The 21,465-nt window shown below is 67.1% G+C and carries 23 protein-coding genes and 2 tRNA genes; 5 read left to right on the top strand and 20 right to left on the bottom strand.

Going from position 1 to position 21,465, the window contains the following annotated elements; genetic code table 11:
- Window positions 1-36 precede the first annotated feature (36 nt).
- The 11 genes from rpoB to rlmB form a co-directional block, all read right to left on the bottom strand.
- Window positions 37-4,182, bottom strand: coding sequence for a DNA-directed RNA polymerase subunit beta (rpoB, locus tag FHD68_RS06760; RefSeq protein WP_046001340.1), 4,146 nt, complete (start codon window positions 4,180-4,182; stop codon window positions 37-39).
- 228 nt (window positions 4,183-4,410) lie between these two features.
- The gene (rplL, locus tag FHD68_RS06755; protein ID WP_042249114.1) at window positions 4,411-4,782 is read right to left on the bottom strand and encodes a 50S ribosomal protein L7/L12; all 372 of its coding nucleotides are present in this window, start codon (window positions 4,780-4,782) and stop codon (window positions 4,411-4,413) included.
- A gap of 65 nt (window positions 4,783-4,847) precedes the next feature.
- The gene (gene rplJ, locus FHD68_RS06750) at window positions 4,848-5,363 is read right to left on the bottom strand and encodes a 50S ribosomal protein L10 (RefSeq protein ID WP_045981375.1); all 516 of its coding nucleotides are present in this window, start codon (window positions 5,361-5,363) and stop codon (window positions 4,848-4,850) included.
- A gap of 236 nt (window positions 5,364-5,599) precedes the next feature.
- Window positions 5,600-6,298 (bottom strand): 50S ribosomal protein L1, encoded by a 699-nt coding sequence (gene rplA / locus FHD68_RS06745; protein WP_046001339.1) that lies wholly within the window; start codon window positions 6,296-6,298, stop codon window positions 5,600-5,602.
- A gap of 2 nt (window positions 6,299-6,300) precedes the next feature.
- Window positions 6,301-6,753 (bottom strand): 50S ribosomal protein L11, encoded by a 453-nt coding sequence (gene rplK / locus FHD68_RS06740; protein WP_045981377.1) that lies wholly within the window; start codon window positions 6,751-6,753, stop codon window positions 6,301-6,303.
- A 76-nt stretch (window positions 6,754-6,829) separates the two neighbouring features.
- A complete protein-coding gene (gene nusG, locus FHD68_RS06735; RefSeq protein WP_045981378.1) occupies window positions 6,830-7,366 on the bottom strand; it encodes a transcription termination/antitermination protein NusG in 537 nt (178 codons plus the stop codon).
- A 172-nt stretch (window positions 7,367-7,538) separates the two neighbouring features.
- Window positions 7,539-7,733, bottom strand: coding sequence for a preprotein translocase subunit SecE (gene secE, locus FHD68_RS06730; RefSeq protein ID WP_042249102.1), 195 nt, complete (start codon window positions 7,731-7,733; stop codon window positions 7,539-7,541).
- Window positions 7,734-7,830: 97 nt separating this feature from the next.
- Window positions 7,831-7,906: transfer RNA gene (locus FHD68_RS06725), tRNA-Trp, on the bottom strand.
- 55 nt (window positions 7,907-7,961) lie between these two features.
- Window positions 7,962-8,393: a CoA-binding protein gene (locus FHD68_RS06720; RefSeq protein WP_045981379.1), complete on the bottom strand. Its 432-nt coding sequence runs from the start codon at window positions 8,391-8,393 to the stop codon at window positions 7,962-7,964.
- Window positions 8,394-8,599: 206 nt separating this feature from the next.
- Entirely contained in the window at window positions 8,600-9,001 is a 402-nt protein-coding gene (locus tag FHD68_RS06715; protein WP_045981380.1) for a YHS domain-containing (seleno)protein, read from the bottom strand.
- Window positions 9,002-9,090: 89 nt separating this feature from the next.
- Window positions 9,091-9,894, bottom strand: a complete 804-nt coding sequence (rlmB, locus tag FHD68_RS06710; RefSeq protein ID WP_045981381.1) for a 23S rRNA (guanosine(2251)-2'-O)-methyltransferase RlmB — start codon at window positions 9,892-9,894, stop codon at window positions 9,091-9,093.
- Window positions 9,895-10,018: 124 nt separating this feature from the next.
- On the opposite strand from rlmB, the gene FHD68_RS06705 reads away from it, so the two are divergent.
- Together FHD68_RS06705 and FHD68_RS06700 are read left to right on the top strand one after the other, a co-directional pair.
- Window positions 10,019-10,102: transfer RNA gene (locus FHD68_RS06705), tRNA-Tyr, on the top strand.
- A gap of 116 nt (window positions 10,103-10,218) precedes the next feature.
- Window positions 10,219-11,220: a hypothetical protein gene (locus FHD68_RS06700; protein WP_127899138.1), complete on the top strand. Its 1,002-nt coding sequence runs from the start codon at window positions 10,219-10,221 to the stop codon at window positions 11,218-11,220.
- On the opposite strand, the gene FHD68_RS06695 is transcribed toward FHD68_RS06700, so the two are convergent.
- Together FHD68_RS06695 and ileS are read right to left on the bottom strand one after the other, a co-directional pair.
- The gene (locus FHD68_RS06695) at window positions 11,217-11,453 is read right to left on the bottom strand and encodes a DUF3253 domain-containing protein (RefSeq protein ID WP_127899139.1); all 237 of its coding nucleotides are present in this window, start codon (window positions 11,451-11,453) and stop codon (window positions 11,217-11,219) included. The two genes, FHD68_RS06700 and FHD68_RS06695, sit on opposite strands and share 4 nt — an antisense overlap.
- On the bottom strand, window positions 11,450-14,347 hold the full coding sequence (gene ileS, locus FHD68_RS06690) for an isoleucine--tRNA ligase (RefSeq protein WP_127899140.1): 2,898 nt from the start codon (window positions 14,345-14,347) through the stop codon (window positions 11,450-11,452). The genes FHD68_RS06695 and ileS overlap by 4 nt, the downstream gene beginning before the upstream one ends.
- A 201-nt stretch (window positions 14,348-14,548) precedes the next feature.
- Here ileS and FHD68_RS06685 point away from each other — a divergent pair, with 201 nt between their 5' ends.
- A complete protein-coding gene (locus tag FHD68_RS06685; protein ID WP_127899141.1) occupies window positions 14,549-15,376 on the top strand; it encodes a DUF6635 family protein in 828 nt (275 codons plus the stop codon).
- A 7-nt stretch (window positions 15,377-15,383) separates the two neighbouring features.
- Here FHD68_RS06685 and queF read toward each other — a convergent pair whose 3' ends face one another.
- A complete protein-coding gene (gene queF, locus FHD68_RS06680; protein ID WP_045981386.1) occupies window positions 15,384-15,845 on the bottom strand; it encodes a preQ(1) synthase in 462 nt (153 codons plus the stop codon).
- Between the two features lie 102 nt (window positions 15,846-15,947).
- Here queF and FHD68_RS06675 point away from each other — a divergent pair, with 102 nt between their 5' ends.
- Window positions 15,948-16,346, top strand: coding sequence for a group III truncated hemoglobin (locus FHD68_RS06675; protein WP_045981387.1), 399 nt, complete (start codon window positions 15,948-15,950; stop codon window positions 16,344-16,346).
- Here FHD68_RS06675 and FHD68_RS06670 read toward each other — a convergent pair.
- The 6 genes from FHD68_RS06670 to FHD68_RS06645 all read right to left on the bottom strand — a co-directional run bounded on the left by FHD68_RS06670 (window position 16,343) and on the right by FHD68_RS06645 (window position 20,963).
- Window positions 16,343-16,975, bottom strand: a complete 633-nt coding sequence (locus tag FHD68_RS06670) for a trimeric intracellular cation channel family protein (protein ID WP_139085469.1) — start codon at window positions 16,973-16,975, stop codon at window positions 16,343-16,345. The two genes, FHD68_RS06675 and FHD68_RS06670, sit on opposite strands and share 4 nt — an antisense overlap.
- Entirely contained in the window at window positions 16,972-17,421 is a 450-nt protein-coding gene (gene rnhA / locus FHD68_RS06665) for a ribonuclease HI (RefSeq protein WP_127899143.1), read from the bottom strand. The genes FHD68_RS06670 and rnhA overlap by 4 nt, the downstream gene beginning before the upstream one ends.
- Window positions 17,414-18,019 (bottom strand): glutathione S-transferase family protein, encoded by a 606-nt coding sequence (locus tag FHD68_RS06660; protein WP_045981389.1) that lies wholly within the window; start codon window positions 18,017-18,019, stop codon window positions 17,414-17,416. Before FHD68_RS06660 ends, rnhA begins: the two co-directional genes overlap by 8 nt.
- 63 nt (window positions 18,020-18,082) lie before the next feature.
- Window positions 18,083-18,412, bottom strand: coding sequence for a DUF1330 domain-containing protein (locus FHD68_RS06655; RefSeq protein WP_127899144.1), 330 nt, complete (start codon window positions 18,410-18,412; stop codon window positions 18,083-18,085).
- Between the two features lie 68 nt (window positions 18,413-18,480).
- Window positions 18,481-19,437 (bottom strand): 4-hydroxy-3-methylbut-2-enyl diphosphate reductase, encoded by a 957-nt coding sequence (gene ispH / locus FHD68_RS06650; protein WP_127899145.1) that lies wholly within the window; start codon window positions 19,435-19,437, stop codon window positions 18,481-18,483.
- 95 nt (window positions 19,438-19,532) lie between these two features.
- Window positions 19,533-20,963 carry a cobyric acid synthase gene (locus tag FHD68_RS06645; RefSeq protein WP_127899146.1) on the bottom strand — a complete coding sequence of 477 codons (1,431 nt, stop codon included), beginning with the start codon at window positions 20,961-20,963 and terminating at the stop codon, window positions 19,533-19,535.
- Window positions 20,964-21,035: 72 nt separating this feature from the next.
- On the opposite strand from FHD68_RS06645, the gene secG reads away from it, so the two are divergent.
- The coding region (gene secG, locus FHD68_RS06640; RefSeq protein ID WP_139085467.1) for a preprotein translocase subunit SecG at window positions 21,036-21,465 on the top strand (430 nt) is incomplete at its 3' end.

Here is a 21,465-nt window from a genome sequence, read left to right as displayed (position 1 = left end):
AGGGCACGGAGGAAGGGGTGGTGAGGGCGCGGGCCCTCACTCCTCCTCGTCCGCATCCAGGAGTTCCATGTTGAGGCCCAGACCCCGGACCTCCTTGACCAGCACGTTGAACGATTCCGGCACGCCCGCCTCGAAGTTGTCCTCGCCCTTGACGATGGACTCATAGACCTTCGTGCGGCCGGCGACGTCGTCCGACTTGACCGTCAGCATTTCCTGCAGCGTGTAGGCCGCGCCATAGGCTTCCAGGGCCCAGACCTCCATCTCGCCAAGACGCTGGCCGCCGAACTGGGCCTTGCCGCCCAGGGGCTGCTGCGTGACCAGCGAGTACGGACCCGTGGAACGCGCGTGCATCTTGTCGTCGACCAGGTGGTGCAGCTTCAGGACGTACTTCATGCCCACGGTGACCTTGCGGGCGAACTGTTCGCCCGAACGGCCATCGAACACCACCGACTGGCCCGACGTGTCGAACCCGGCACGGGTCAGCGCGTCGTTGACGTCGGCCTCCTTGGCGCCGTCGAAGACCGGCGTCGCGATCGGCACGCCCGTGCGGACGGTGCCCGCATGCTCGCGCAGGGTCTCGTCGTCCAGGCCGTCGAACATCTCGGAATACAGCTCGTCGCCGTAACCGATGCGCATCGCCTCGCGGACCGGAGTCATGTCGCCGTTGCGGCGATACTCTTCCAGCGCCTCGTCGATCTTGAGGCCCAGGGCGCGGCTGGCCCAACCCATGTGGGTCTCCAGGATCTGACCCACGTTCATGCGCGACGGCACGCCCAGGGGGTTCAGAACCAGGTCGACGGGAGTGCCGTCCGCCAGGAACGGCATGTCCTCCATCGGGACGACCTTGGACACGACGCCCTTGTTGCCGTGACGACCGGCCATCTTGTCCCCCGCCTGAAGCTTGCGCTTCACGGCGACGAACACCTTGACCATCTTCATCACGCCCGGCGGCAGGTCGTCGCCCTGACGGACCTTCTCGACCTTGTCCTCGAAGCGGGCCTCCAGCAGCTTCTTCTGGGTGTCGTACTGACCGTTCAGCGCCTCGACATCCTTGGCGATGTCCTCTTCGCTGACGGCCAGCTGCCACCACTGGCCGCGGGACATGGTGCCCAGCAGCTCCTCGGTGATCTCCGTCCCCGACTTGATGCCTTTCGGCCCCTTCAGGGCGGTCTTGCCCAGGATCAGGGTCTTCAGACGCGCATAGATGTTGCGGTCCAGGATGCCCTGTTCGTCGTCGCGGTCGCGCGCCAGACGCTCGACTTCCTCGCGCTCGATCTGCAGGGCACGCTCGTCCTTGTCGACGCCGTGGCGGTTGAACACCCGGACCTCGACGATCGTGCCATAGGCACCCGGCGGCAGACGCAGCGAGGTGTCGCGGACGTCGGACGCCTTCTCACCGAAGATGGCACGCAGCAGCTTTTCTTCCGGCGTCATCGGGCTTTCGCCCTTGGGGGTGATCTTGCCCACCAGGATGTCACCCGGACCGCATTCGGCGCCGATATAGACGATGCCGGCTTCATCCAGGTTGCGCAGGGCTTCTTCGCCCACGTTCGGGATGTCACGGGTGATCTCTTCCGGCCCCAGCTTGGTGTCGCGGGCCGCAACCTCGTATTCATCGATATGGATCGAGGTGAACACATCATCGCGGTGGATCCGCTCGGAGATCAGGATCGAGTCCTCGTAGTTGTAGCCGTTCCACGGCATGAAGGCGACGACCACGTTCCGGCCGATCGCCAGTTCGCCCTGGTCGGTCGAGGGACCGTCCGCGATGACCTGGTTGGCCACGACTTTCTCTCCGACCTTCACCAGCGGGCGCTGGTTGATGGTCGAGGACTGGTTCGAACGCTTGAACTTGCGCAGACGATAGATGTCCACGCCCGCGTCGCCCGCGCCCATGTCCTCGGTCGCCCGGACCACGATCCGCTGCGCATCGACCTGGTCGATGATGCCGCCGCGGCGCGCCATGATCGCGGCGCCCGAATCGCGCGCCACGGTGGCTTCCATGCCGGTGCCCACGAACGGCGCCTCGGCACGCAGCAGAGGCACGGCCTGACGCTGCATGTTCGAGCCCATCAGCGCGCGGTTGGCGTCGTCATTCTCAAGGAACGGGATGAGCGCGGCCGCGACCGAAACCAGTTGCTTGGGCGACACGTCGATCAGGTCGACCGCATCTACCGGGTTCAGCATGAAGTCGCCCGACTGGCGGGTCGAGATCAGCTCGTCGGTGAAGTTGCCGTTCTCGTCCAGGGTCGCGTTGGCCTGCGCCACGGTGTGACGCATCTCCTCGGTCGCGGACATATAGACGACGTCGTCGGTCACGTGACCGTCGACCACCTTGCGATAGGGCGTCTCGATGAAGCCGTACTTGTTCACCCGTGCAAAGGTGGCAAGGCTGTTGATCAGGCCAATGTTCTGGCCTTCCGGCGTCTCGATCGGGCACATCCGGCCGTAATGGGTCGGGTGGACGTCGCGAACCTCGAAGCCTGCGCGTTCGCGTGTCAGACCGCCCGGCCCAAGGGCCGACAGGCGACGCTTGTGCGTCACTTCGGACAGCGGGTTCGTCTGGTCCATGAACTGCGACAGCTGGCTGGAGCCGAAGAATTCACGCACCGCCGCCGCTGCGGGTTTCGCGTTGATCAGGTCCTGCGGCATGACGGTGTCGATCTCGACGCCGGACATGCGCTCGCGGATGGCACGCTCCATGCGCAGCAGGCCGACACGGTACTGGTTCTCCATCAGCTCGCCGACCGAACGCACCCGGCGGTTGCCCAGGTGGTCGATGTCGTCGATCTCGCCCTTGCCGTCGCGCAGTTCGACCAGGCCGCTGATGCAGGACACGATGTCCTCGTGGCGCAGCGTGCGCTGCGTGTCAGGGGCGTCCAGATCAAGGCGCATGTTCATCTTGACCCGGCCCACGGCGGACAGGTCGTAACGCTCGCTGTCGAAGAACAGCGAGTTGAACAGGTTCGACGCGGCCTCGACGGTGGGCGGCTCGCCCGGGCGCATGACGCGATAGATGTCCATCAGCGCGCCTTCGCGGCCCATGTTCTTGTCGGCCGCCATCGTATTGCGGATGTAGGGACCCACGTTGACGTGGTCGATGTCCAGAACCGGCACGTCGGTGATGTCGTTGTCCAGCAGCACCTTCAGCAGGCCGCCGGTCATCTCGCCCTGCTTGTCGTATTCCGCGGTGATCTCGTCGCCGGCCTCGGCATAGATGAAGCCGGTCTGGTCGTTGACGATGTCCTTGGCGACGAAGCGGCCGACGATGCGCTCGAACGGGACGAACAGGTTCAGCTGCTCTTCGGATTCCAGCAGCTTCTTCACAAGGCGCGGGGTGACCTTCTCGCCGGCCTTCGTGATGACCTCGCCGGTATCGGCGTTCACCAGGTCATAGGCAGGCCGGGTGCCGCGCACGCGCTCCGGGAAGAACCGCGTCACCCAGCCCTGCTCGCGCCCCTCGCGGCGCAGGGAGTAGGTCACGGTCTCGTAGAACGCGTCCATGATCGCCTCCTGATCCATGCCCAGGGCATAGAGCAGCGTCGTCACCGGCAGCTTGCGGCGGCGGTCGATCCGAGCGAACACCAGGTCCTTGGCGTCAAATTCGAAGTCCAGCCACGAGCCGCGATAGGGAATGATGCGGCAGGCGAACAGCAGCTTGCCCGAGGAATGGGTCTTGCCGCGGTCATGGTCGAAGAACACGCCCGGGCTGCGGTGCATCTGGCTGACGACCACGCGCTCGGTGCCGTTCACGATGAACGTGCCGTTCGTCGTCATCAGGGGCATGTCGCCCATGAAGACGTCCTGCTCCTTGATGTCCTTGACGGATTTCGCCCCGGTGTTCTCGTCGACATCGAACACGATCAGACGCAGGGTGACCTTAAGCGGCGCGGCATAGGTCATGTCGCGCTGCTGGCACTCGTCCACGTCGTATTTCGGCTTCTCCAGCTCGTACTTGACGAACTCCAGCGTGGCCGTCTCGTTGAAGTCCTTGATCGGGAACACCGACTGGAACACGCCCTGGATGCCGTCACCATCGTTATGACCGCTGCCCTCGCCCGAGTTCAGGAACAGGTCATAGGAGGATTTCTGAACCTCGATCAGGTTCGGCATCTCCAGAACTTCACGGATGTTGCCATAATAGCGGCGGATCCGCTTTTGGCCGACATAAGCTTGCGCCATGGGGTCTTGTCACCTTTCGTCTTCGCGCGCGTCCGGGTCGGGGCCCCCGGAACGCACCTACGAATGCAGGGGTGAGGTTCCATTCGTGCCACGCGTCCCACCGCGCGGCTCCCGAACCTCGAACATGCCCTGAAGGAATGTCCGCCAGCCGGACCGCCCTTCAAGACAGGTTCGGCAGGGACCGGGAAACCCCGGACCCTGCCTGTCTTCAACCGATCAAAGGATCGATTACTTCAGCTCGACCTTGGCGCCGGCTGCTTCCAGCTTCTTCTTCACTTCTTCGGCGTCGGCCTTGGAAGCGCCTTCTTTGACCTTGCCGCCAGCTTCGACCAGGTCCTTGGCTTCTTTCAGGCCCAGACCGGTGATGCCGCGAACTTCCTTGATCACGTTGATCTTGTTGGCGCCGGCTTCGACCAGGACGACGTCGAATTCGGTCTTCTCTTCGGCGGCTTCTGCCGAAGCAGCGGGGCCAGCCATCATGACGGCGCCACCGGCAGCCGGCTCGATGCCGTACTCATCCTTCAGGATGGTCTTCAGTTCCTGGGCTTCCAGCAGGGTCAGGCCCACGATTTCTTCGGCGAGTTTCTTCAGATCAGCCATTTTTCCGTTCTTTCCAGTTAATGTTCCAACGTCGGGTCTTCAACCACCAGTCGGGAATAGGTTGCTTACGCAGCCTCACGTTCCTCGAGGGTCGTGAGGATGCTCGCGATGTTCGAAGCAGGCGCGCCAATGGCACCGGCGATGTTCGAAGCGGGCGCACCGAGGCACGACACGATCTGAGCGATCAGCTCATCACGCGACGGCATCGAGGCGACGGCTTTCACACCGGCCGGATCCAGGGCCGAACCACCCATCGCACCGCCCAGGATCACGAAACGATCGTTATCCTTGGCGTACTTGTCGGCGATCCGCGCAGCAGCGGTCGGATCCTCCGAATAGGTGATCACGGTCATGCCCGTCAGGTAGTCGGCGATGCTTGCGCAAGGCTTTCCTTCCAGGGCGATCTTGGCGAGCTTGTTCTTGGCAACGCGAACCGAACCACCCGCTTCGCGCATGCGCGCGCGGAGGTCCTGCATATGTGCAACCGTCATCCCCTCGTAGTGGGCAACCACCACGACGCCAGAGCTTTCGAAGATCTGGCCGAGTTCCTCGACCAGCTGTTCTTTCTGTGCTCTATCCACGGTTTCACTCCAAGTTGGGGGTTTCCCCCCGGCTCTCACTTTTCCCGGTCTCGAACGGGACCGGGTCGGGTCCGTTAGGGCAAGATCACCCGAAGGACTGGGCCTTCGGAAAAACGCTTCCCCATCTCAGGAAGGCAATTAAGCAAGGTTTCCCCCGCACCCTCCGTCTCGGACAGGACAGGGCCGCGTGCGGCCCCGCCATTCCCCGCCCTTGTCCGGCGGGGAAATTCCTGTGGTCAGTTCGCGGTCGCAGAGACCACGTCGATCGACACGCCCGGACCCATGGTCGAGCTGATCGAGACCTTTTTCATGTAGGTGCCCTTGGCACCCGTCGGCTTGGCGCGGCTGACTGCGTCCACGAAGGCGCGCAGGTTCTGGGCCAGCTTGTCCTCGTCGAACGAGACCTTGCCGATGCCGGCATGGACGACGCCCGCCTTCTCGGCCTTGAACTGGACTTCGCCGCCCTTGGCTGCTTCGACGGCCGATTTCACGTCCATCGTCACGGTGCCGACCTTGGGGTTCGGCATCAGGTTGCGCGGTCCCAGGATCTTGCCCAGACGGCCGACCAGCGGCATCATGTCCGGCGTCGCGATGCAACGGTCGAACTCGATCTTGCCGGACTGGATGGTCTCCATCAGGTCCTCGGCGCCGACGATGTCCGCACCGGCGGCCTTGGCTTCGTCAGCCTTGGGGCCACGGGCGAACACGGCGACGCGGACGTCCTTGCCGGTGCCTGCGGGCAGGGTCACCACGCCGCGGACCATCTGGTCGGCGTGACGCGGGTCGACGCCCAGGTTCAGCGCGATCTCGACGGTCTCGTCGAACTTGGCCGAGGCCTGTGCCTTGACCAGCTTGACGGCGTCCTCGACGGTCAGGTTGGCCTTGCCTTCGAAGGCGGCGCGGGCGGCGGTCTTCTTCTTGGAAACGTTTGCCATGATCAGCCCCTCACCTCGATGCCGATCGACCGGGCGGAACCGACGATGATCTTCATCGCGGCATCCACGTCGTTCGCCGACAGGTCCTTCATCTTGGTCTCGGCGATCTCGCGGATCTGCTTGACCGTCACGGTGCCTGCGGTGGCACGGCCCGGCTTGTCCGAACCCTTGGCGCGGTTGCGCTTGCCGACCGGCTTCAGGCCGGCTGCCTTTTTGAGCAGGAAGGACGCGGGCGGCGTCTTCGTCTCGAAGGTGAACGACTTGTCGGCATAATAGGTGATGACGACGGGCACGGGCGAACCCTGCTCCATCTCCTGGGTCTTGGCGTTGAACTCTTTGCAGAACGCCATGATATTGATGCCGCGCTGACCCAGGGCCGGGCCGACGGGGGGCGACGGGTTCGCTTGGCCCGCCTTGATCTGCAGCTTCAGGCTGCCAACAACTTTCTTGGCCATCTGGCCTTCTCCTTTGTCATCAAGCCCCGCGCGGGGGCCGATTTAGCGGTGCGGCCTCACGGCCTCCCGCAGCCGATCACGAAGATTTCGAAACCTGCGTGAATTCCAGTTCGACCGGCGTCGGCCGGCCAAAGATCGACACCGTCACCTTGATGCGCGAGGAAATCTCGTCGATCTCCTCGACCATCCCGGAGAACCCCTCGAACGGGCCGTCGGTCACGCTGACCTTTTCGCCCACGTCAAAGCGGATCAAGTTGCGCGGCGCGGCGGGTGCGCCGTCGTCCGAGCGGTGCAGCATCATGTTCACTTCGTCGTCGCGCATCGGCATCGGTTTGCCCTGCGCGCCCAGAAAGCCGGTGACGCGGTTGATCGAGTTGACCAGGTGATAGGTCCGGTCCGACATCTCCATGTGCACCAGCACATAGCCGGGCATGAAGCGGCGCTCGGACGTCACCTTCTTGCCGCGACGGATCTCGATCACTTCCTCGGTCGGGACCAGGACCTCGTCGATCTGGTCGTCCAGGCCCTTCTCGGCGACGGACTGGCGAATCGCCTCGGCGACCTTCTTTTCGAAGTTCGACAGGACGCTGACCGAATACCAACGTTTTGCCATGTCTCGATCGACCCCTGCTCATCTTTCGGGAATCACGCGGACAGCGCGCCAACCCTTTGAATTCCATGTCGTCCGGAAATATGCAAATCGGCGCGCATGCGCATTCGATGCACGCCGTGTCCCGGACAGTCGGGGGGAAATACCGCCCCCCGCCCGCAATTGCAAGCCCCGATCAGCCGCTGATCAGGCGCAGCCCCTGCGTCAGACCGGTGCGGATCGTCAGGTCGACCAGGAAGAAGAACAGGCTGGTGATCGAGGCGAAGATCAGGACCATGATGGTCGTGGTGATCACCTCGCGGCGCGTCGGCCAGGAAATCTTGGCGGCTTCGGCGCGGACCTGGTTGATGAACTGGACGGGATTGGCCACGGGCGGCTCCTTGGGCAAATGCGACCGCGGGTCTAGCCGGGCACGCCCGGCTTTTCAACCCTGATCGCGGTCAGGACGCAGGTCTGGCGGAAGGACCTGGCAGGGGCAGGGGGACTCGAACCCACGACCCTCGGTTTTGGAGACCGATGCTCTACCAACTGAGCTATACCCCTGAGGTCGGGCCTGATTAGTGCCACCCTGTCCGCCCGTCAAGCAGATATCGGACCGCTACAGATGGCGCGGAAACTCGATCTTGGGGCAGCGGTCCTGAACCACGGTGATGCCGCGTGCGCGGGCACGTTCGGCGGCCGCGTCGTCGCGCACGCCAAGCTGGGTCCAGATCACCTGCAGGTCGGGCAGATGGGCCAGCGCCTCGTCGACCACCTGCCCCACCGCGTCCGAGCGGCGGAAGATGTCGACAAGCTGCACCCCTTCGGCGGCCGGAATGTCGGCCAGCGTCGCATAGACGCGCTCTCCCAGGATGGTCTGGCCGTCGTGACCGGGATTGATCGGGATGACGCGGATGCCTTGGGACTGCAGATAGCGGGCGACGCCCCAGCTTGGCCGCGCCTCGTTGGGGGACAGGCCCACCATCGCCACGACCTTGGTGTCGCGGGCGATGCGCGCGATGTCGTGATCCTCGTCCGTGTGGATGTCCATGATCGTCCCTCCTCCGGGCCGCAGCCGCAGGTTGCAGCCTCTCATAGAAAAAGCGCCCGGTCCATACGATGGCCGGGCGCAAGTCGCGGAACGAGGGACAGTGATCTGGACATGACCGTTCCGGGGTCATGCCATGCGGTGTAAATGGGCATCAGGCAGAAAAGTTCCACCCCGCTCACGCATTTGTGATTCTTGTGTCGCCAGCGTCAGCGCCACAGGCGCTGAGCCTCTGCCACGATCCCGGCGGGGTCACTGGACAGGCGCCGTTCCGCGGCACCTGATTCCAGCAGGTACAGCCTGCCCGCCACCACCGCGAAGTGGCGCGGATCACCCATCTGCGGACGTCCGTCCACGATGGACACAGGGCACATCCCGTCCAGCGCCGGGGCAAAGGATCGCGGGTTGGCCTCGAACCGGGCGCGATTCTCCTCGGATGCGAAATGCCACAACTGGCCCTTCCACATCGTCGCGATGTCGCTGCGCCCCGGGGTCGGGCGACCGGCCTGCGCATAGCCCACCGGGTCGAACCCGCCCACGGCCCAGTCCTGCGCCGCCGCGGGAAGCGCGGCCGCAAGGCTGATCAGCAGGCACAGGACAGAGGCTTTCATGACGACTCGACGGTTGCGGTCCGGTCTACTTGACAGCAGCCGGACCAAATCTCAACGCGCGTGACATAATCGTCGCAGGGATGTGATATTCAGGCACGCCCCGCGGCATACAGGGCCACGGCGGCGGCATTCGATACGTTCAGCGACCCGAAATCGGCAGCAAAGGGAATCCGCGCGACATGGTCGCAGGTCTTCATCGTCAGCTCCCGCATGCCCGGCCCTTCGGCGCCCATCACCAGGCAGACCGCCCTGCCCGACAGGTCCGACATCAGGTCGGGCAATGATTCGGTGCCGGTGCCGTCCAGACCCACCAGGATGAAGCCCATGTTCTTCAGCTGAGTCAGCGCCTCGGCCAGGTTCGGCACGCGCAGATAGGGCTGACGCTCCAGCGCGCCCGACGCCGTCTTGGCCAGGGCGCCAGTCTCGGGGGCGGAATGGCGGTGCGGGGCGATGACCGCGCGCGCGCCGAACACCTCGGCCGACCGCAGGATCGCACCGACGTTGTGCGGGTCGGTCACCCGGTCCAGCGCGACCAGCAGCGGCCGCGTCTCTCCGGGAGCCTCGCGCAGCGCGACCTCGGACAGGCTGCCCCATTTCAGCGGCTTGACCTCCAGCGCAGCGCCCTGGTGGACGCTTTCGGCGGCCAGCCCCACGGCCTTGTCGAAGATGCGCGGATCGGTGATCTCGGGCTCCATCCCGTGCAGATCGCCAAGCCGGGCCAGCGCATTCTGGGTGACCACCAGGCGCAGCTTCTGGCGCACAGGGTTGGCCAGTGCGTCGCGGACCGCGTGCAGGCCGAACAGCCAGACCGTCTCGGCGGCGGCCGCGCGCCGGGCGCGTTCCTTGTCGATGACCCATGTGGGCTTCTTGGCGTTTCCGCTCTTGTCGGACATGCGCGGCCTCCTTTCCTTGTGGACCCTTCTCTGCGCGCAGGGCGCGCATCGCGCAAGCCCCGGAAATCCGCTTGACGCCCCCCGACGGGGCGGCTAATCACCCCGCACGCCGAAAGCGATCGGCGGGCGACGTGCTGCAAGGTGCGGCAGCGGACTGTAACTCCGCCGGGGAGACCCACGCCTGGTTCGATTCCAGGGTCGCCCACCACTTTCCCGGCATTCCGGATGATCAAGTGGTGGCAGGGACCATCCTTGCGGTGGGGCTTTTGCTGTCCCCGCACAATCGCTAGGCTGAACCCGATCACGTTCCGCAAAGGATGTCGGGTGCCCCCCAGGAAACTTAAGCAGCCCAATCTGCTGATCGTCGCCCAGGCCGGACGGCTGGAGTTCGAGGCCGTGATCTTCATGGCCAGCCTGCGCGCGCATGCCCCGGACTTCACGGGCACGGTGTTCATCGCCGAACCCACCCCCGACGGCGCCTGGAGCGGGCATGATACGGCCATATCCGACCCGTGCCGCCAACTGCTGACCGATTTCGGCGCCATGATCGTGCCGTTCACCGCGCGCCATTTCGGCGCCTCCTATCCCCAGGGCAACAAGATCGAGGCCCTGTCGGTCCTGCCTGCGGGCAAACCGTTCCTGTTTCTGGACACCGACACGCTAATCACCGGGCAACTGGACCGGGTCCGCTTCGACTTCGCCCGGCCATCCGCCTCGATGCGGCGCGAGGGGACCTGGCCCAAGCCGCCGCTTTACGGCCCGGGATATCACGGCATCTGGCAATCGCTTTACGACCGGTTCGGGTTGTCCTTCGCCCCCACGCTGGACCTGTCGCAGCCTGACGAACACTGGGAACGCTATCTTTACTTCAACGCAGGCTGGTTCTTCGGGTCCGACCCGGCAGAGTTCGGCCAGCGGTTCCTGGCCTGGGCGCTGGCCTTGCGCGACAGCCCGCATGACGCATTGGCCTGCCAGGTGATGGACCCGTGGCTGGACCAGGCGGTGCTGCCGCTGGTCATCCACAGCCTGGGCGGCGGGCGGCCCGGCCCTGCGCTGGACGGTCTGGACGGCGACGTGACCTGCCATTACCGCCGGCTGCCGCTCCTCTATGCCCGCGACCCCGAGGCCGCGATCACCGCGCTGGAGGGCGCCGTCGCCGCCAAGAAGGTCAAGCGCGTGCTGCGGGAGTGGGAGCCTGCGCGCAAGCTGATCTATCAGGACAAGGGACGCCAGAAGGTGCGCCCGATCTTTGCCGACAGGCCGACCCCTGCCCCGGAAAAGACGATTCGCAACCAGTTGAAGGCACGGGGGTGGTGGCTGGTCTAGCGCCGCGCCAATCGGATCGGGCCGCGCGGATCGGGCCCCACGGGGCGCCCCTTCTGCAGGACGGCGATGTTCCCCTCCGCCGCCATCTGCAGCGCCAGCCGCCGCAGCGGGTCCATCAGCGGGCGCCAGTCATCGGCCAGATCGCGGGCGATCCGGCTGGGGCAGCAGGTCGTGCCCGGCCGCAACCGGGCGACCTGCGCAAGGATCGCCCCGCGCAGGTCGTCATCGGTCATCCCAGGGCCGCGTCGCAGCGCGCGCAGACGCCCGGATGGGCATGCGTGCCGACATCGGGCAGGATCTTCCAGCAGCGCTGGCATTTCTCGCCCTCGGCGGTCTCGAAGACGACGCCGATGCCCGGGGTCTCGGCCATGCGGAACGCCTCGGTGGGCGCGGGGTCCGCGGTCAGCGACAGGTCCGACGTGATGCACACATCCGCGAAGGCCACCGACTTCAGCGCGGCCAGCATCTGGGCATCCTCGACATGGACGACGGGCGCGGCCTCCAGGCTGGCGCCGATGGTCTTGTCGGTCCGCTTGACCTCCAGCGCGGCGGTCACCACGCGGCGGGCGCGGCGGACATGCTCCCATTTCGCGGCCAGCGGTTCGTTGAGCCAATCGGCGGGGGTCTGCGCGAAATCATGCAGATGCACGCTGTCATCTTCGGACGGGAAGCGCGACAGCCAGACGTCCTCCATCGTGAAGGGCAGGATCGGCGCCAGCCAGGTCACCAGCCGATGGAACAGCAGGTCCAGCACCGCCCGCGCTGCCCGCCTGCGGTCGCTGTCCGCCGCGTCGCAGTACAGCGCGTCCTTGCGCACGTCGAAATAGAAGGCCGACAGATCGACGGTGCAGAACTGGAACAGCGTCTGGAACACGCCCTGGAAATCGAACGCCGCATAGCCCTGGCGGACCTGGTGGTCCAGCTGCGCCAGCCGGTGCAGCATCCACTGCTCCAGCTCGGGCATCTGGGCGGGCTCGATGCGTTCGGCATCGTCGAACCCGGCCAGCGCGCCCAGCAGGAAGCGCAGCGTGTTGCGCAGGCGGCGATAGCTGTCGGCGGTGCCCTTCAGGATCTCGGGGCCGATCCGCTGGTCGGCGGTATAATCGGCCTGCGCCACCCACAGGCGCAGGATGTCGGCGCCGTACTGTTCGATCACCTTGGCGGGCACGATGGTGTTGCCAAGCGACTTGGACATCTTCATGCCCTTCTCGTCCAGCGTGAAGCCATGCGTGACCACGTTGCGATAGGGCGCGCGGCCCTTGGTGGCTGACGCCTGCAGCAGTGACGACTGGAACCAGCCGCGATGCTGGTCGGTGCCTTCCAGATAGACGTCGGCGATCCCGTCCGGTGCGCCATCCTCGCGATCGCGCAGCACGAAGCTGTGGGTCGAGCCGCTGTCGAACCACACGTCCAGCACGTCCATGACCTGGTCATAGGCCTCGGGGTCTGCGATCCCGTCCAGCATCCGCGCCTTGAAGCCCGCGCTGTACCAGACATCCGCGCCATCCGCCTCGAAGGCCGCGACGATCCGGTCGTTCAGGCGCGCATCGCGCAGCAGGAAGTCGTCGTCGGTGGGCTTGGCGCCCTTCTTGACGAAGCAGGTCAGCGGCACGCCCCAGGCCCGCTGGCGCGACAGCACCCAGTCGGGGCGGTTCTCGACCATGGAATGGATGCGGTTGCGCCCGGTCTTGGGCCACCACTTGACCAGCTGGTCGATCGAGGTCAGCGCCCGCGCCCGGATCGTGTCGCCATGCTGGCCCAGCCCGTCGTCCAAGGGCTTGTCGATGGCCGCGAACCACTGGGGCGTGTTGCGATAGATCAGCGGCGCCTTGGACCGCCAGCTGTGCGGATAGGAGTGCTTGATCTTGCCCTTGGCCAGCAGCGCCCCGGCCCAGGCCAGCTGCTTGATGACGCTGACATTGGCCGGGCCGTCCTTGCCGTCGGGCGCCACGATCGCCTCGCCGCCGAAGATCGGCAGGTCCTTGCGATAGCTGCCGTCCGGCTCGACATTGTAGGTCATCGGCAGCTTGAAGCGCAGGCCCAGCTGATAGTCGTCGTCGCCATGGCTGGGCGCGGTGTGGACGAAGCCCGTCCCCGCCTCGTCGGTGACATGATCGCCGGGCAGCATGGGGACGTCGTAATCCCACTCGCCCGCGCCTCCCTCGACTCCGCGCAGGGGGTGGGACAGGATCAGCCCGTCCAGATCGGCCGCGGTCACGTCCGCCGCGCGGGTGAAGCCTGTGACCTTGGCCTGCGCCATCACCCCCCCGGCCAGCGCATCGGCCAGCACCAGACGCTCTCCGGCGACGGCGGTCGAGCCTTCGGCCACGGCAGCGACCTGATAGAGGCCATAGGCGATCTGAGGGTTGAACGCGACGGCGCGGTTCTGCGGGATGGTCCAGGGGGTGGTGGTCCAGATGACGACCTTGGCGTCCGACAGGGCGCCCTGCCCCTGCACCCCGAACCGCACCCAGATCGTGTGGCTGGTATGGTCGTGATACTCGACCTCGGCCTCTGCCAGGGCGGTCTTTTCCACGGGCGACCACATCACCGGCTTGGACCCCTGATAGAGGGACCCGTTCATCACCAGCTTCATGAACTCGGCCGCGATGACGGCCTCGGCGTGGTAGTCCATCGTCAGATAGGGCCGGTCCCAGGCCCCAGTCACGCCCAGGCGCTTGAACTCCTCGCGCTGGATGTCGACCCATTCATCCGCAAAGCGGCGGCATTCCTGGCGGAACTCGACCATGTCGACCGCGTCCTTGTCGCGGCCTTCCTTGCGGTACTTCTCCTCGATCTTCCATTCGATCGGCAGGCCGTGACAGTCCCAGCCCGGCACATAGCGCGCATCGAAACCCATCATCTGGTGCGACCGCACGACGATGTCCTTGATGGTCTTGTTCAGCGCGTGGCCGATATGCAGATGCCCGTTGGCATAAGGCGGGCCATCATGCAGCACGAACGGCTTGCGCCCCGCCGCGGTGGACCGCAGGCGGTCATAGACGCCGATGCGCGCCCACCGCTCCAGCCATTCGGGTTCGCGCGCAGGTAGGCCCGCACGCATCGGAAACTCGGTCTGGGGCAGAAAGACGGTATCGCGGTAATCGGGCTGCGTGGCGTCGGCCATCGGGGCGTTCCTTTGAGAGATGTTCGGACAAGACTGACCCGGCGGCGTGAAACCTCACGCCACCGGGCTGCTAATTCGAGATCCGAACGCCGGAAATTTCATCCGCCCTCTATAGAAAGCGCCGCTTGGCGCTGCAAGCGCCGAACCTAGCGCATGGGCCCCCGTCCCGCTAGACTGCGGCCACCGCCTTCGGAGAGCCCGATGCCCCCCGCCCCCCTGCGCAGCCGCCTGACCCGTCGCGATGCGGCGCTGCGCCGGTTCACACGGCTGCGCTACGGACCGCGCGGCACGCTGGCACTGCACCGCCACGCGATCGGCGCGGACCTGCTGCGCGCACCGGTGAACGTGATGCTGGCGCCGGTGGCCCTGCTGATGCTGGGCGCGGGCTGGGTCCTGACGCGAATGGGGGCCACGCGGGCGGGCGGCTGGCTGCGCAGCCGGCGGGTGTTCCTGCGGTCCGACGTCTCGGCGGTGATCCAGCGTGATCTGGTCGCGCTGATCGCCGATCTGCAGCGGCAGGGCCTGGGTCCGGACACGTCCCCCGACCGCATCGCCCGCGCCATCCGCAGCCATGCCGACACCCGCAATGCCGTAGCCGAGATCACGACCTCGCTAATCGTGCTGACCGTGGGGATCGCGCTGTTTCACCGCGCGACACCGGGCATGATCTCGCTTGCCGGGCCCATGGCGCAGATGCGCGCGCATGGTGCCGCGGTGCGCGACTTCGCCCTGGGCGACACGTTGGGGCGGGCGTGGTACTGGGCCTTTCCGGTGGAGACCGCGCCGCTGACGGTCGTCGCGACCGGGGTGGCGCTAGCCGTGGCGGGGTCGCTGGTGACCACCTTCGCGGGGCTGATCGCGGACCCGGTCCAACTGTGGACCGGCGTCCATCGGCGGCGCCTGTCGCGCCTGATGGCACGGCTGGATGCCGAGACCGACAGCGGCGCGCCAGAACCCGAACACCTGCTGGCCCGCCTTGGCGACGTGATCGACACGGCGCTGATCGCGCTGCGATCCTGGCGCGGCTGAACGCCGCCTAGCCGCGCCCGCGATAGGTCGGCACGCCCTGATCGGGCAGCCACAGGCCCGCAGGCGCCGCGCCCGTCTGCCAGAACACGTCGATCGGCATGCCGCCGCGCGGATACCAGTATCCGCCGATGCGCAGCCAAGCCGGCTCCAGCAGGTCGGCGATGCGGCGGCCGATGCCCACGGTGCAATCCTCGTGGAAGGCGCCGTGGTTGCGGAAGCTGCCCAGGAACAGCTTCAGCGATTTCGATTCGACCAGCCAGTCGCCGGGGACATAGTCGATCACCAGATGCGCGAAATCGGGCTGGCCGGTCAGCGGGCACAGGCTGGTGAATTCGGGCTGGGTGAAGCGCACGGCATAGGTCTGGCCGGGCTGGGGGTTGGGCACACGTTCCAGCACGGCCTGGTCGGGGTGCTGCGGCAGGGGGGTGTCGCTGCCCAGCTGGGTCAGCGCGTCGGTATAGTGGCTCATGGCTCGCTCCTGTTTTGTCCGGGTGGGCTGCGACCGGGTGGCCCCCCTTACGGCGGCACGCGGCCCCTTGCAACCGCGCCACCCCTGCCCCAGATGCGGCGCATGGACCCGCGTTTCGACATCACCGAGGCAGAGATTGCCCGCACCGTCGCCGTCTTCTACGGCGCCGTGCGGCGGCACGAGGTGCTGGCCCCGATCTTTGCCGAACATGTCGGCGACTGGGCCGCGCATGAGGATCGCATCGCCGCCTTCTGGAAGGGTGCGATCCTGCACAAGGCCGGCTACAACGGCAGCCCGATGCGCGCGCACCTGTCCGCGGGCAACGTCCGCCCCGAGCATTTCGAGATCTGGCTGGCGCTGTTCGACGAGGCGCTGCGCCGCACCCTGCCGCCCTGGTCGGCCCGCGCCTGGTCGCAGATGGCGCATCGCATCGGCCAGGGGCTGCGCGCGGGCGTGCAGAACATCGACGCGGGCCGCGCCGGGCCCCCGGTGCTGCGCTAGCGCCGCGGCGGGCGCGGGCGATACAGCGGCAGCCGCCAGCCGAATGCCAGACTGCCCGCCCGCAGCACCCAGACCACGACCGCCCCTGCGATCAGCGCCTCGGCACGCGCAATGCCCACCCAATCCAGCATGACCGCCGCGACCGCACCGCCAAAGGCAGCGGTCAAATACAGCTCGCCTTGCTTGAAGACCAGCGGCACCTCGTTGCCTACGACATCGCGCATCAGCCCGCCGAAGGTGCCGGTGGCGATACCCATGATGACCACGATGACCGGGGGCGACCCCATCTCCATCGCGACGCCTGCCCCGGCGGCAACGGCAACGGCCAGCGCGATGCTGTCCAGCCAGACCAGCCAGCGCTGGCGGCTCTCCAGCAGATGCGCCGTCCAGAAGACGGTCAGCGCTGCCCCCGCCGCCAGCAGTACATAGGAGGGGTTGGCGACCCAGAACACCGCCTCGCGGTTCAGGATGAGGTCGCGCAACGTGCCGCCCCCCACCGCCGTCAGCGCCGCCATGAAGACGAAGCCCACCGGGTCCAGCTGCGCCCGGCTGGCAACCAGCGCCCCGGTCAGCGCAAAGATCAGCACCGAGCCGTAGTCCAGAGCCGTGACCAGCGTATCCAGCGTCATTTGAACGGCGCCATGCCCGCGCGGGCCAGTTCGTCCGCACGTTCGTTCTCGGCATGGCCGGCATGGCCCTTGATCCAGCGCCATTCGACGCTGTGGGTGGCCTGCGCCGCATCAAGCCGCTGCCACAATTCGACATTCTTGACGGGCTTCTTGTCGGCCGTCTTCCAGCCGTTGCGCTTCCAGCCGTGGATCCACTGGGTCACGCCGTTCTTGACATAATTGCTGTCGGTCACGATCACGATGGTGCTGGGCCGGGTCAGGGCCTCCAGCGCGCTGATGGCGGCCATCAGCTCCATCCGATTGTTGGTCGTGGCAGGCTCTCCTCCCTGCAACTCGCGCTGCTTGACCACGTTCGCGCCGTCCAGCGCGCGCATCAGCACGCCCCAGCCGCCGGGGCCGGGATTGCCGCTGCAGGCGCCGTCGGTCCAGGCGAACAGCTCAGCCATCGATGGTCACGTGCCCCGGCAGGGCCACCACCCGCGCCAGCCAGCCGCGCACGGCCGGAAAGCGGTTCATGTCGAACCCGCCGCGCGCACCCGCACTGTGCGTATAGGCATAGAGGCAGATGTCGGCCAGGCTGGCCGCGTCGCCCACCAGCCAGTCTTGGGTCGCCAGGTGATCCTCCATCACGGACAGCAGCGCGTGGCCGCGATCCAGCAGGTCAGCCAGCCGGTCGGGCGTGGCATCCGCCGCGCGATGGGGATAGCTGACCAGCGCCTGACGCACCGCGATGACCGGTTCGTGGTTGTACTGTTCCCAGAACATCCAGCCCAACATCTGCGCCCGCAGGGTCCGGCTGGCGGGCCAATAGGCCGTGCCCTCGCCCAGATAGCACAGGATGGCGTTCGATTCCGCCAGCGTGGTCCCGTCGTCCAGACGCAGCGCCGGCAGCTTGCCGAAGGGCAGCGCGCCCTGGTCCTTGGCCTGCTGCAGGGCGGCCGATCCGTATTCGCAATCGACCCGGTCCAGCGACTGGCCGGTCAGCGCCGCCAGCAGCCTGACCTTGTAGCTGTTGCCCGATGAGGGCATCGAATAGAGCCGCATGCTGTCCCTTTCCGCCTTGTCCGCGCCGCTATAGCCGCGATCGGCGCGGCAGGCCAGCGGGCCTCAGGCGGGCGCGGGAAGATAGGGGATGCTGCCGGCCGCGTCGCTGTCGTCGATCAGCCGGAAATGGCTGATGGACCCGCCCTTGCGGGCATTCGCATGGGGCGCATAGTCGGGATCGTTGACAAAGCCCATCGCATCCTCGCGGGTCGGGAACTCAATCAACGCGATCAGGGTGACGTCACGGGCCTCGCCTTCCAGCGTCTCGATATGGCCGGACCGGGACAGGTAGCGGCCGTTGTGGCGGGCGGCGATGTCATGGACCGCCGCCGCATAGGGGGCGATCCAGGCGTCGTCGGTGACGGTGACTTCGGCAATCAGATAGACGGTCATGTGGGATCCTCCAACCTGTCGCCGGAGGATAGGACCGGGGCGGGCGATCCGGCAAGGGGCCGGTTCGGTCAGGCCGTCTCGCGCAGGACGCGGGGGACCTTGAACTCGACCCGTTCCACCGCGGTCTCGACCACCTCGACGGTCACGTCATAGCGGGCGTGGAAGGCGTCGATGACCTCGTTGATCAGCACCTCGGGGGCGCTGGCGCCGGCGGTCACGCCGATGCTGCGGATACCGTCCAGCGCCCGCCAGTCGATCTCGGCCGCGCGCATCACCAGCTGGGCATAGCCGCAGCCCGCGGCACGCCCGACCTCGACCAGACGCTTGGAGTTGCTGGAATTCTCGGCCCCGATCACCAGCAGCGCATCGACATGCGGCGCCACCGCCTTGACCGCCGCCTGGCGGTTGGTGGTGGCATAGCAGATGTCCTCCTTGGCGGGCCCAATGATCGCGGGGAACCGCGCCTGCAGGGCCGCGACCACGGCGGCGGTGTCGTCGACCGACAGGGTGGTCTGGGTGATGAAGGCCAGGCGCGCGGGGTCGCGGACATCGACTCGGGCGACGTCGGCCACGTCCTCGACCAGGATCACCTCGCCCTCGGGCAGCTGGCCCATGGTGCCAAGGACCTCGGGGTGGCCCCTGTGGCCGATCATGATCATCTGCAGGCCCGCGGCGTTGTGCCGCTCGGCCTCGATATGGACCTTGCTGACCAGCGGGCAGGTCGCGTCGACATAGACCATCTCGCGGCGCTGCGCCTCGGCCGGGACGGCCTTGGGAACGCCATGGGCGGAAAAGATCACGGGCCGGTCGGCCGGGCATTCGTCCAGTTCCTCGACGAAGACCGCGCCCTTGTCGCGCAGCGTGTCGACGACATACTTGTTGTGCACGATCTCGTGGCGGACAAAGACGGGGGCGCCCCACTTTTCCAGCGCGAGTTCCACGATCTTGATGGCGCGGTCGACGCCTGCGCAGAAGCCGCGCGGGGCGGCCAGATACAGGGTCAGGGGGGCTTTGATCTGTTCCATGCCCCTCAGGTAGCGCGCCGACCCGGTTTCGTCCAGCGCCACGCGGTCACATCTGCTGCACCCTGCGCGCATGGCGGGGGCGCCCGCATCGGGGATCAGCGCGCGACGGCCAGCAGGGCCGCCACGTCCAGATGCGCCTCCAGGTGATCCGCCAGATCGTCCAGCGCGGCATCCACCCCGGCCTCGAACCCCGGCCGCGAGGCGGCACCAAGCCGTGCCAGGAAGGCCGCGCGGAACGCGTCGTCGGAAAACAGCCCGTGCAGATAGCTGCCCGTCACGCGGCCATCCGCGCTGTTGGCCCCGTCGGGGTCGGGGACATGGGCAAAGGGGCGCGCGCAGTCCGGGCCGTCGGTGCGGCCCATGTGGATCTCGTATCCCGACACGGGCTGGCCCAGGGCGGTGCCGGTCACGCGGGTCAGCCGCTTGTCGGGGGCCATGACGGTGGTCACGTCCAAAAGGCCCAGCCCCGCCACCTGCCCTGCCACCCCGTCCGCGCCCGACGGATCGTCGATCATCCGGCCCAGCATCTGATAGCCACCGCAGATGCCCAGCACATGCCCGCCGCGCCGGTGATGCGCGGCCAGGTCGATGTCCCAGCCCTGCGCCCGCAGGAAGGCCAGATCGCCAAGCGTCGATTTCGTGCCCGGCACGATCACCAGACCGGCGTCGCCCGGGATCGCCTGTCCCGGCGCCAGCATGGTCAGGCGCAGGCCAGGTTCCGCCGCCAGCGGGTCCAGATCGTCGAAATTGGCGATGCGCGACAGGGTCAGGCAGACGACATGCAGCCCCGACCCGCCACTGGTGCGCAGGTCGACCGCATCCTCCGCCGGCAGGCGGTGCGCGTCCGCGAACCACGGCACGACGCCGAAGCCGCGCCAGCCAGTGCGCGCCTCGATCATCCGGTAACCGTCGTCGAACAGGCGCGGATCGCCGCGGAACTTGTTGACCAGGAAGCCCCGGATCATCGCGGCGTCGCCAGCGTCGATCACGGCCTGAGTGCCGACGATCTGGGCGATGACCCCGCCCCGGTCGATGTCGCCCGCCAGCACGACGGGCACCCCCGCCGCGCGGGCAAAGCCCATGTTGGCGATGTCGCGGGGGCGCAGGTTGACCTCGGCGGGGCTGCCCGCCCCCTCGACGATCACCAGGTCATGGGCGGCCGACAGGCGGGCAAAGCTGTCAAGAACCCCGCCCAGCAGGCGAGGCTTCAGCCCCTGGTAATCGCGCGCCTCGGCCCGGCCGATGGCGCGGCCCTGCAGGATCACCTGCGCGCCGCGGTCGGTCTCGGGCTTCAGCAGGACCGGGTTCATGTCGGTATGCGGCTCCAGCCCGCAGGCGCGGGCCTGCAGGGCCTGCGCGCGGCCGATCTCTCCGCCGTCGGCGGTGACGGCGGCATTGTTGGACATGTTCTGCGGCTTGAAGGGCGCCACGGACAGGCCGCGGCGGGTCGCGGCGCGGCACAGGCCCGCCACCAGCATCGACTTGCCGACATTCGAGCCGGTGCCCTGGATCATCACCGCAACCATCGGACACTCTTGCTTGCCATCACCCTGACAGGTGACTAGATAGGCGCGTCCGCAAATGAAAGGCCGAAAGCCGTGGAAAACGTCATCCTGACCGTCCATCTGATCCTGGCAGTGATGCTGGCCGGGGTCGTCCTGCTGCAGCGTTCCGAAGGGGGCGGGCTGGGCATGGGCGGCGGTGGCGGTGCTGGTGGCGGCGTCATGTCGGGCCGCCAGGCGGCCAACGTGCTGACCCGGGTGACGTGGATCCTGGGCGTGGCGATCTTCGCGACCTCGATCGCGCTGACGATCCTGGCGGCGCGCCAGGCCAACAACAGCTCGATCATGGACCAGTTCGGCGGCCAGGCCCCGACCGAGGCACCGGCGACCGGACTGCCGGGTCTGCCGGCCTATACCCCGCCGCCCTCGACCGCGGGCAACCCGCTGACCCCGCCCAGCCCCGATGCGGCGACCGACGCCCCGGCGACCCAAGCCCCCGCGACGGACGCCCCGGCGACAGACGCGG

Source organism: Paracoccus marcusii, assembly GCF_006151785.1.
Taxonomy (GTDB): domain Bacteria; phylum Pseudomonadota; class Alphaproteobacteria; order Rhodobacterales; family Rhodobacteraceae; genus Paracoccus; species Paracoccus marcusii.
This window is presented reverse-complemented; position numbering and strand designations above follow the sequence as displayed.

Bases quoted from the DNA above. Each gene is read 5' to 3' on its own strand.
- rplL (WP_042249114.1), bottom strand. From the start codon at position 4,782: ATGGCTGATCTGAAGAAACTCGCCGAAGAAATCGTGGGCCTGACCCTG.
- ileS (WP_127899140.1), bottom strand. From the start codon at position 14,347: ATGGCCGACGCCACGCAGCCCGATTACCGCGATACCGTCTTTCTGCCC.
- FHD68_RS06720 (WP_045981379.1), bottom strand. From the start codon at position 8,393: ATGGACATCCACACGGACGAGGATCACGACATCGCGCGCATCGCCCGC.
- FHD68_RS06670 (WP_139085469.1), bottom strand. From the start codon at position 16,975: ATGACGCTGGATACGCTGGTCACGGCTCTGGACTACGGCTCGGTGCTG.
- rplA (WP_046001339.1), bottom strand. From the start codon at position 6,298: ATGGCAAACGTTTCCAAGAAGAAGACCGCCGCCCGCGCCGCCTTCGAA.
- FHD68_RS06695 (WP_127899139.1), bottom strand. From the start codon at position 11,453: ATGACCGATGACGACCTGCGCGGGGCGATCCTTGCGCAGGTCGCCCGG.
- FHD68_RS06645 (WP_127899146.1), bottom strand. From the start codon at position 20,963: ATGGTTGCGGTGATGATCCAGGGCACCGGCTCGAATGTCGGCAAGTCG.
- FHD68_RS06685 (WP_127899141.1), top strand. From the start codon at position 14,549: ATGCCCCCCGCCCCCCTGCGCAGCCGCCTGACCCGTCGCGATGCGGCG.
- FHD68_RS06675 (WP_045981387.1), top strand. From the start codon at position 15,948: ATGGACCCGCGTTTCGACATCACCGAGGCAGAGATTGCCCGCACCGTC.
- FHD68_RS06655 (WP_127899144.1), bottom strand. From the start codon at position 18,412: ATGACCGTCTATCTGATTGCCGAAGTCACCGTCACCGACGACGCCTGG.
- queF (WP_045981386.1), bottom strand. From the start codon at position 15,845: ATGAGCCACTATACCGACGCGCTGACCCAGCTGGGCAGCGACACCCCC.
- FHD68_RS06715 (WP_045981380.1), bottom strand. From the start codon at position 9,001: ATGAAAGCCTCTGTCCTGTGCCTGCTGATCAGCCTTGCGGCCGCGCTT.
- rpoB (WP_046001340.1), bottom strand. From the start codon at position 4,182: ATGGCGCAAGCTTATGTCGGCCAAAAGCGGATCCGCCGCTATTATGGC.
- FHD68_RS06660 (WP_045981389.1), bottom strand. From the start codon at position 18,019: ATGCGGCTCTATTCGATGCCCTCATCGGGCAACAGCTACAAGGTCAGG.
- rnhA (WP_127899143.1), bottom strand. From the start codon at position 17,421: ATGGCTGAGCTGTTCGCCTGGACCGACGGCGCCTGCAGCGGCAATCCC.
- ispH (WP_127899145.1), bottom strand. From the start codon at position 19,437: ATGGAACAGATCAAAGCCCCCCTGACCCTGTATCTGGCCGCCCCGCGC.
- rlmB (WP_045981381.1), bottom strand. From the start codon at position 9,894: ATGTCCGACAAGAGCGGAAACGCCAAGAAGCCCACATGGGTCATCGAC.
- nusG (WP_045981378.1), bottom strand. From the start codon at position 7,366: ATGGCAAAACGTTGGTATTCGGTCAGCGTCCTGTCGAACTTCGAAAAG.
- rplK (WP_045981377.1), bottom strand. From the start codon at position 6,753: ATGGCCAAGAAAGTTGTTGGCAGCCTGAAGCTGCAGATCAAGGCGGGC.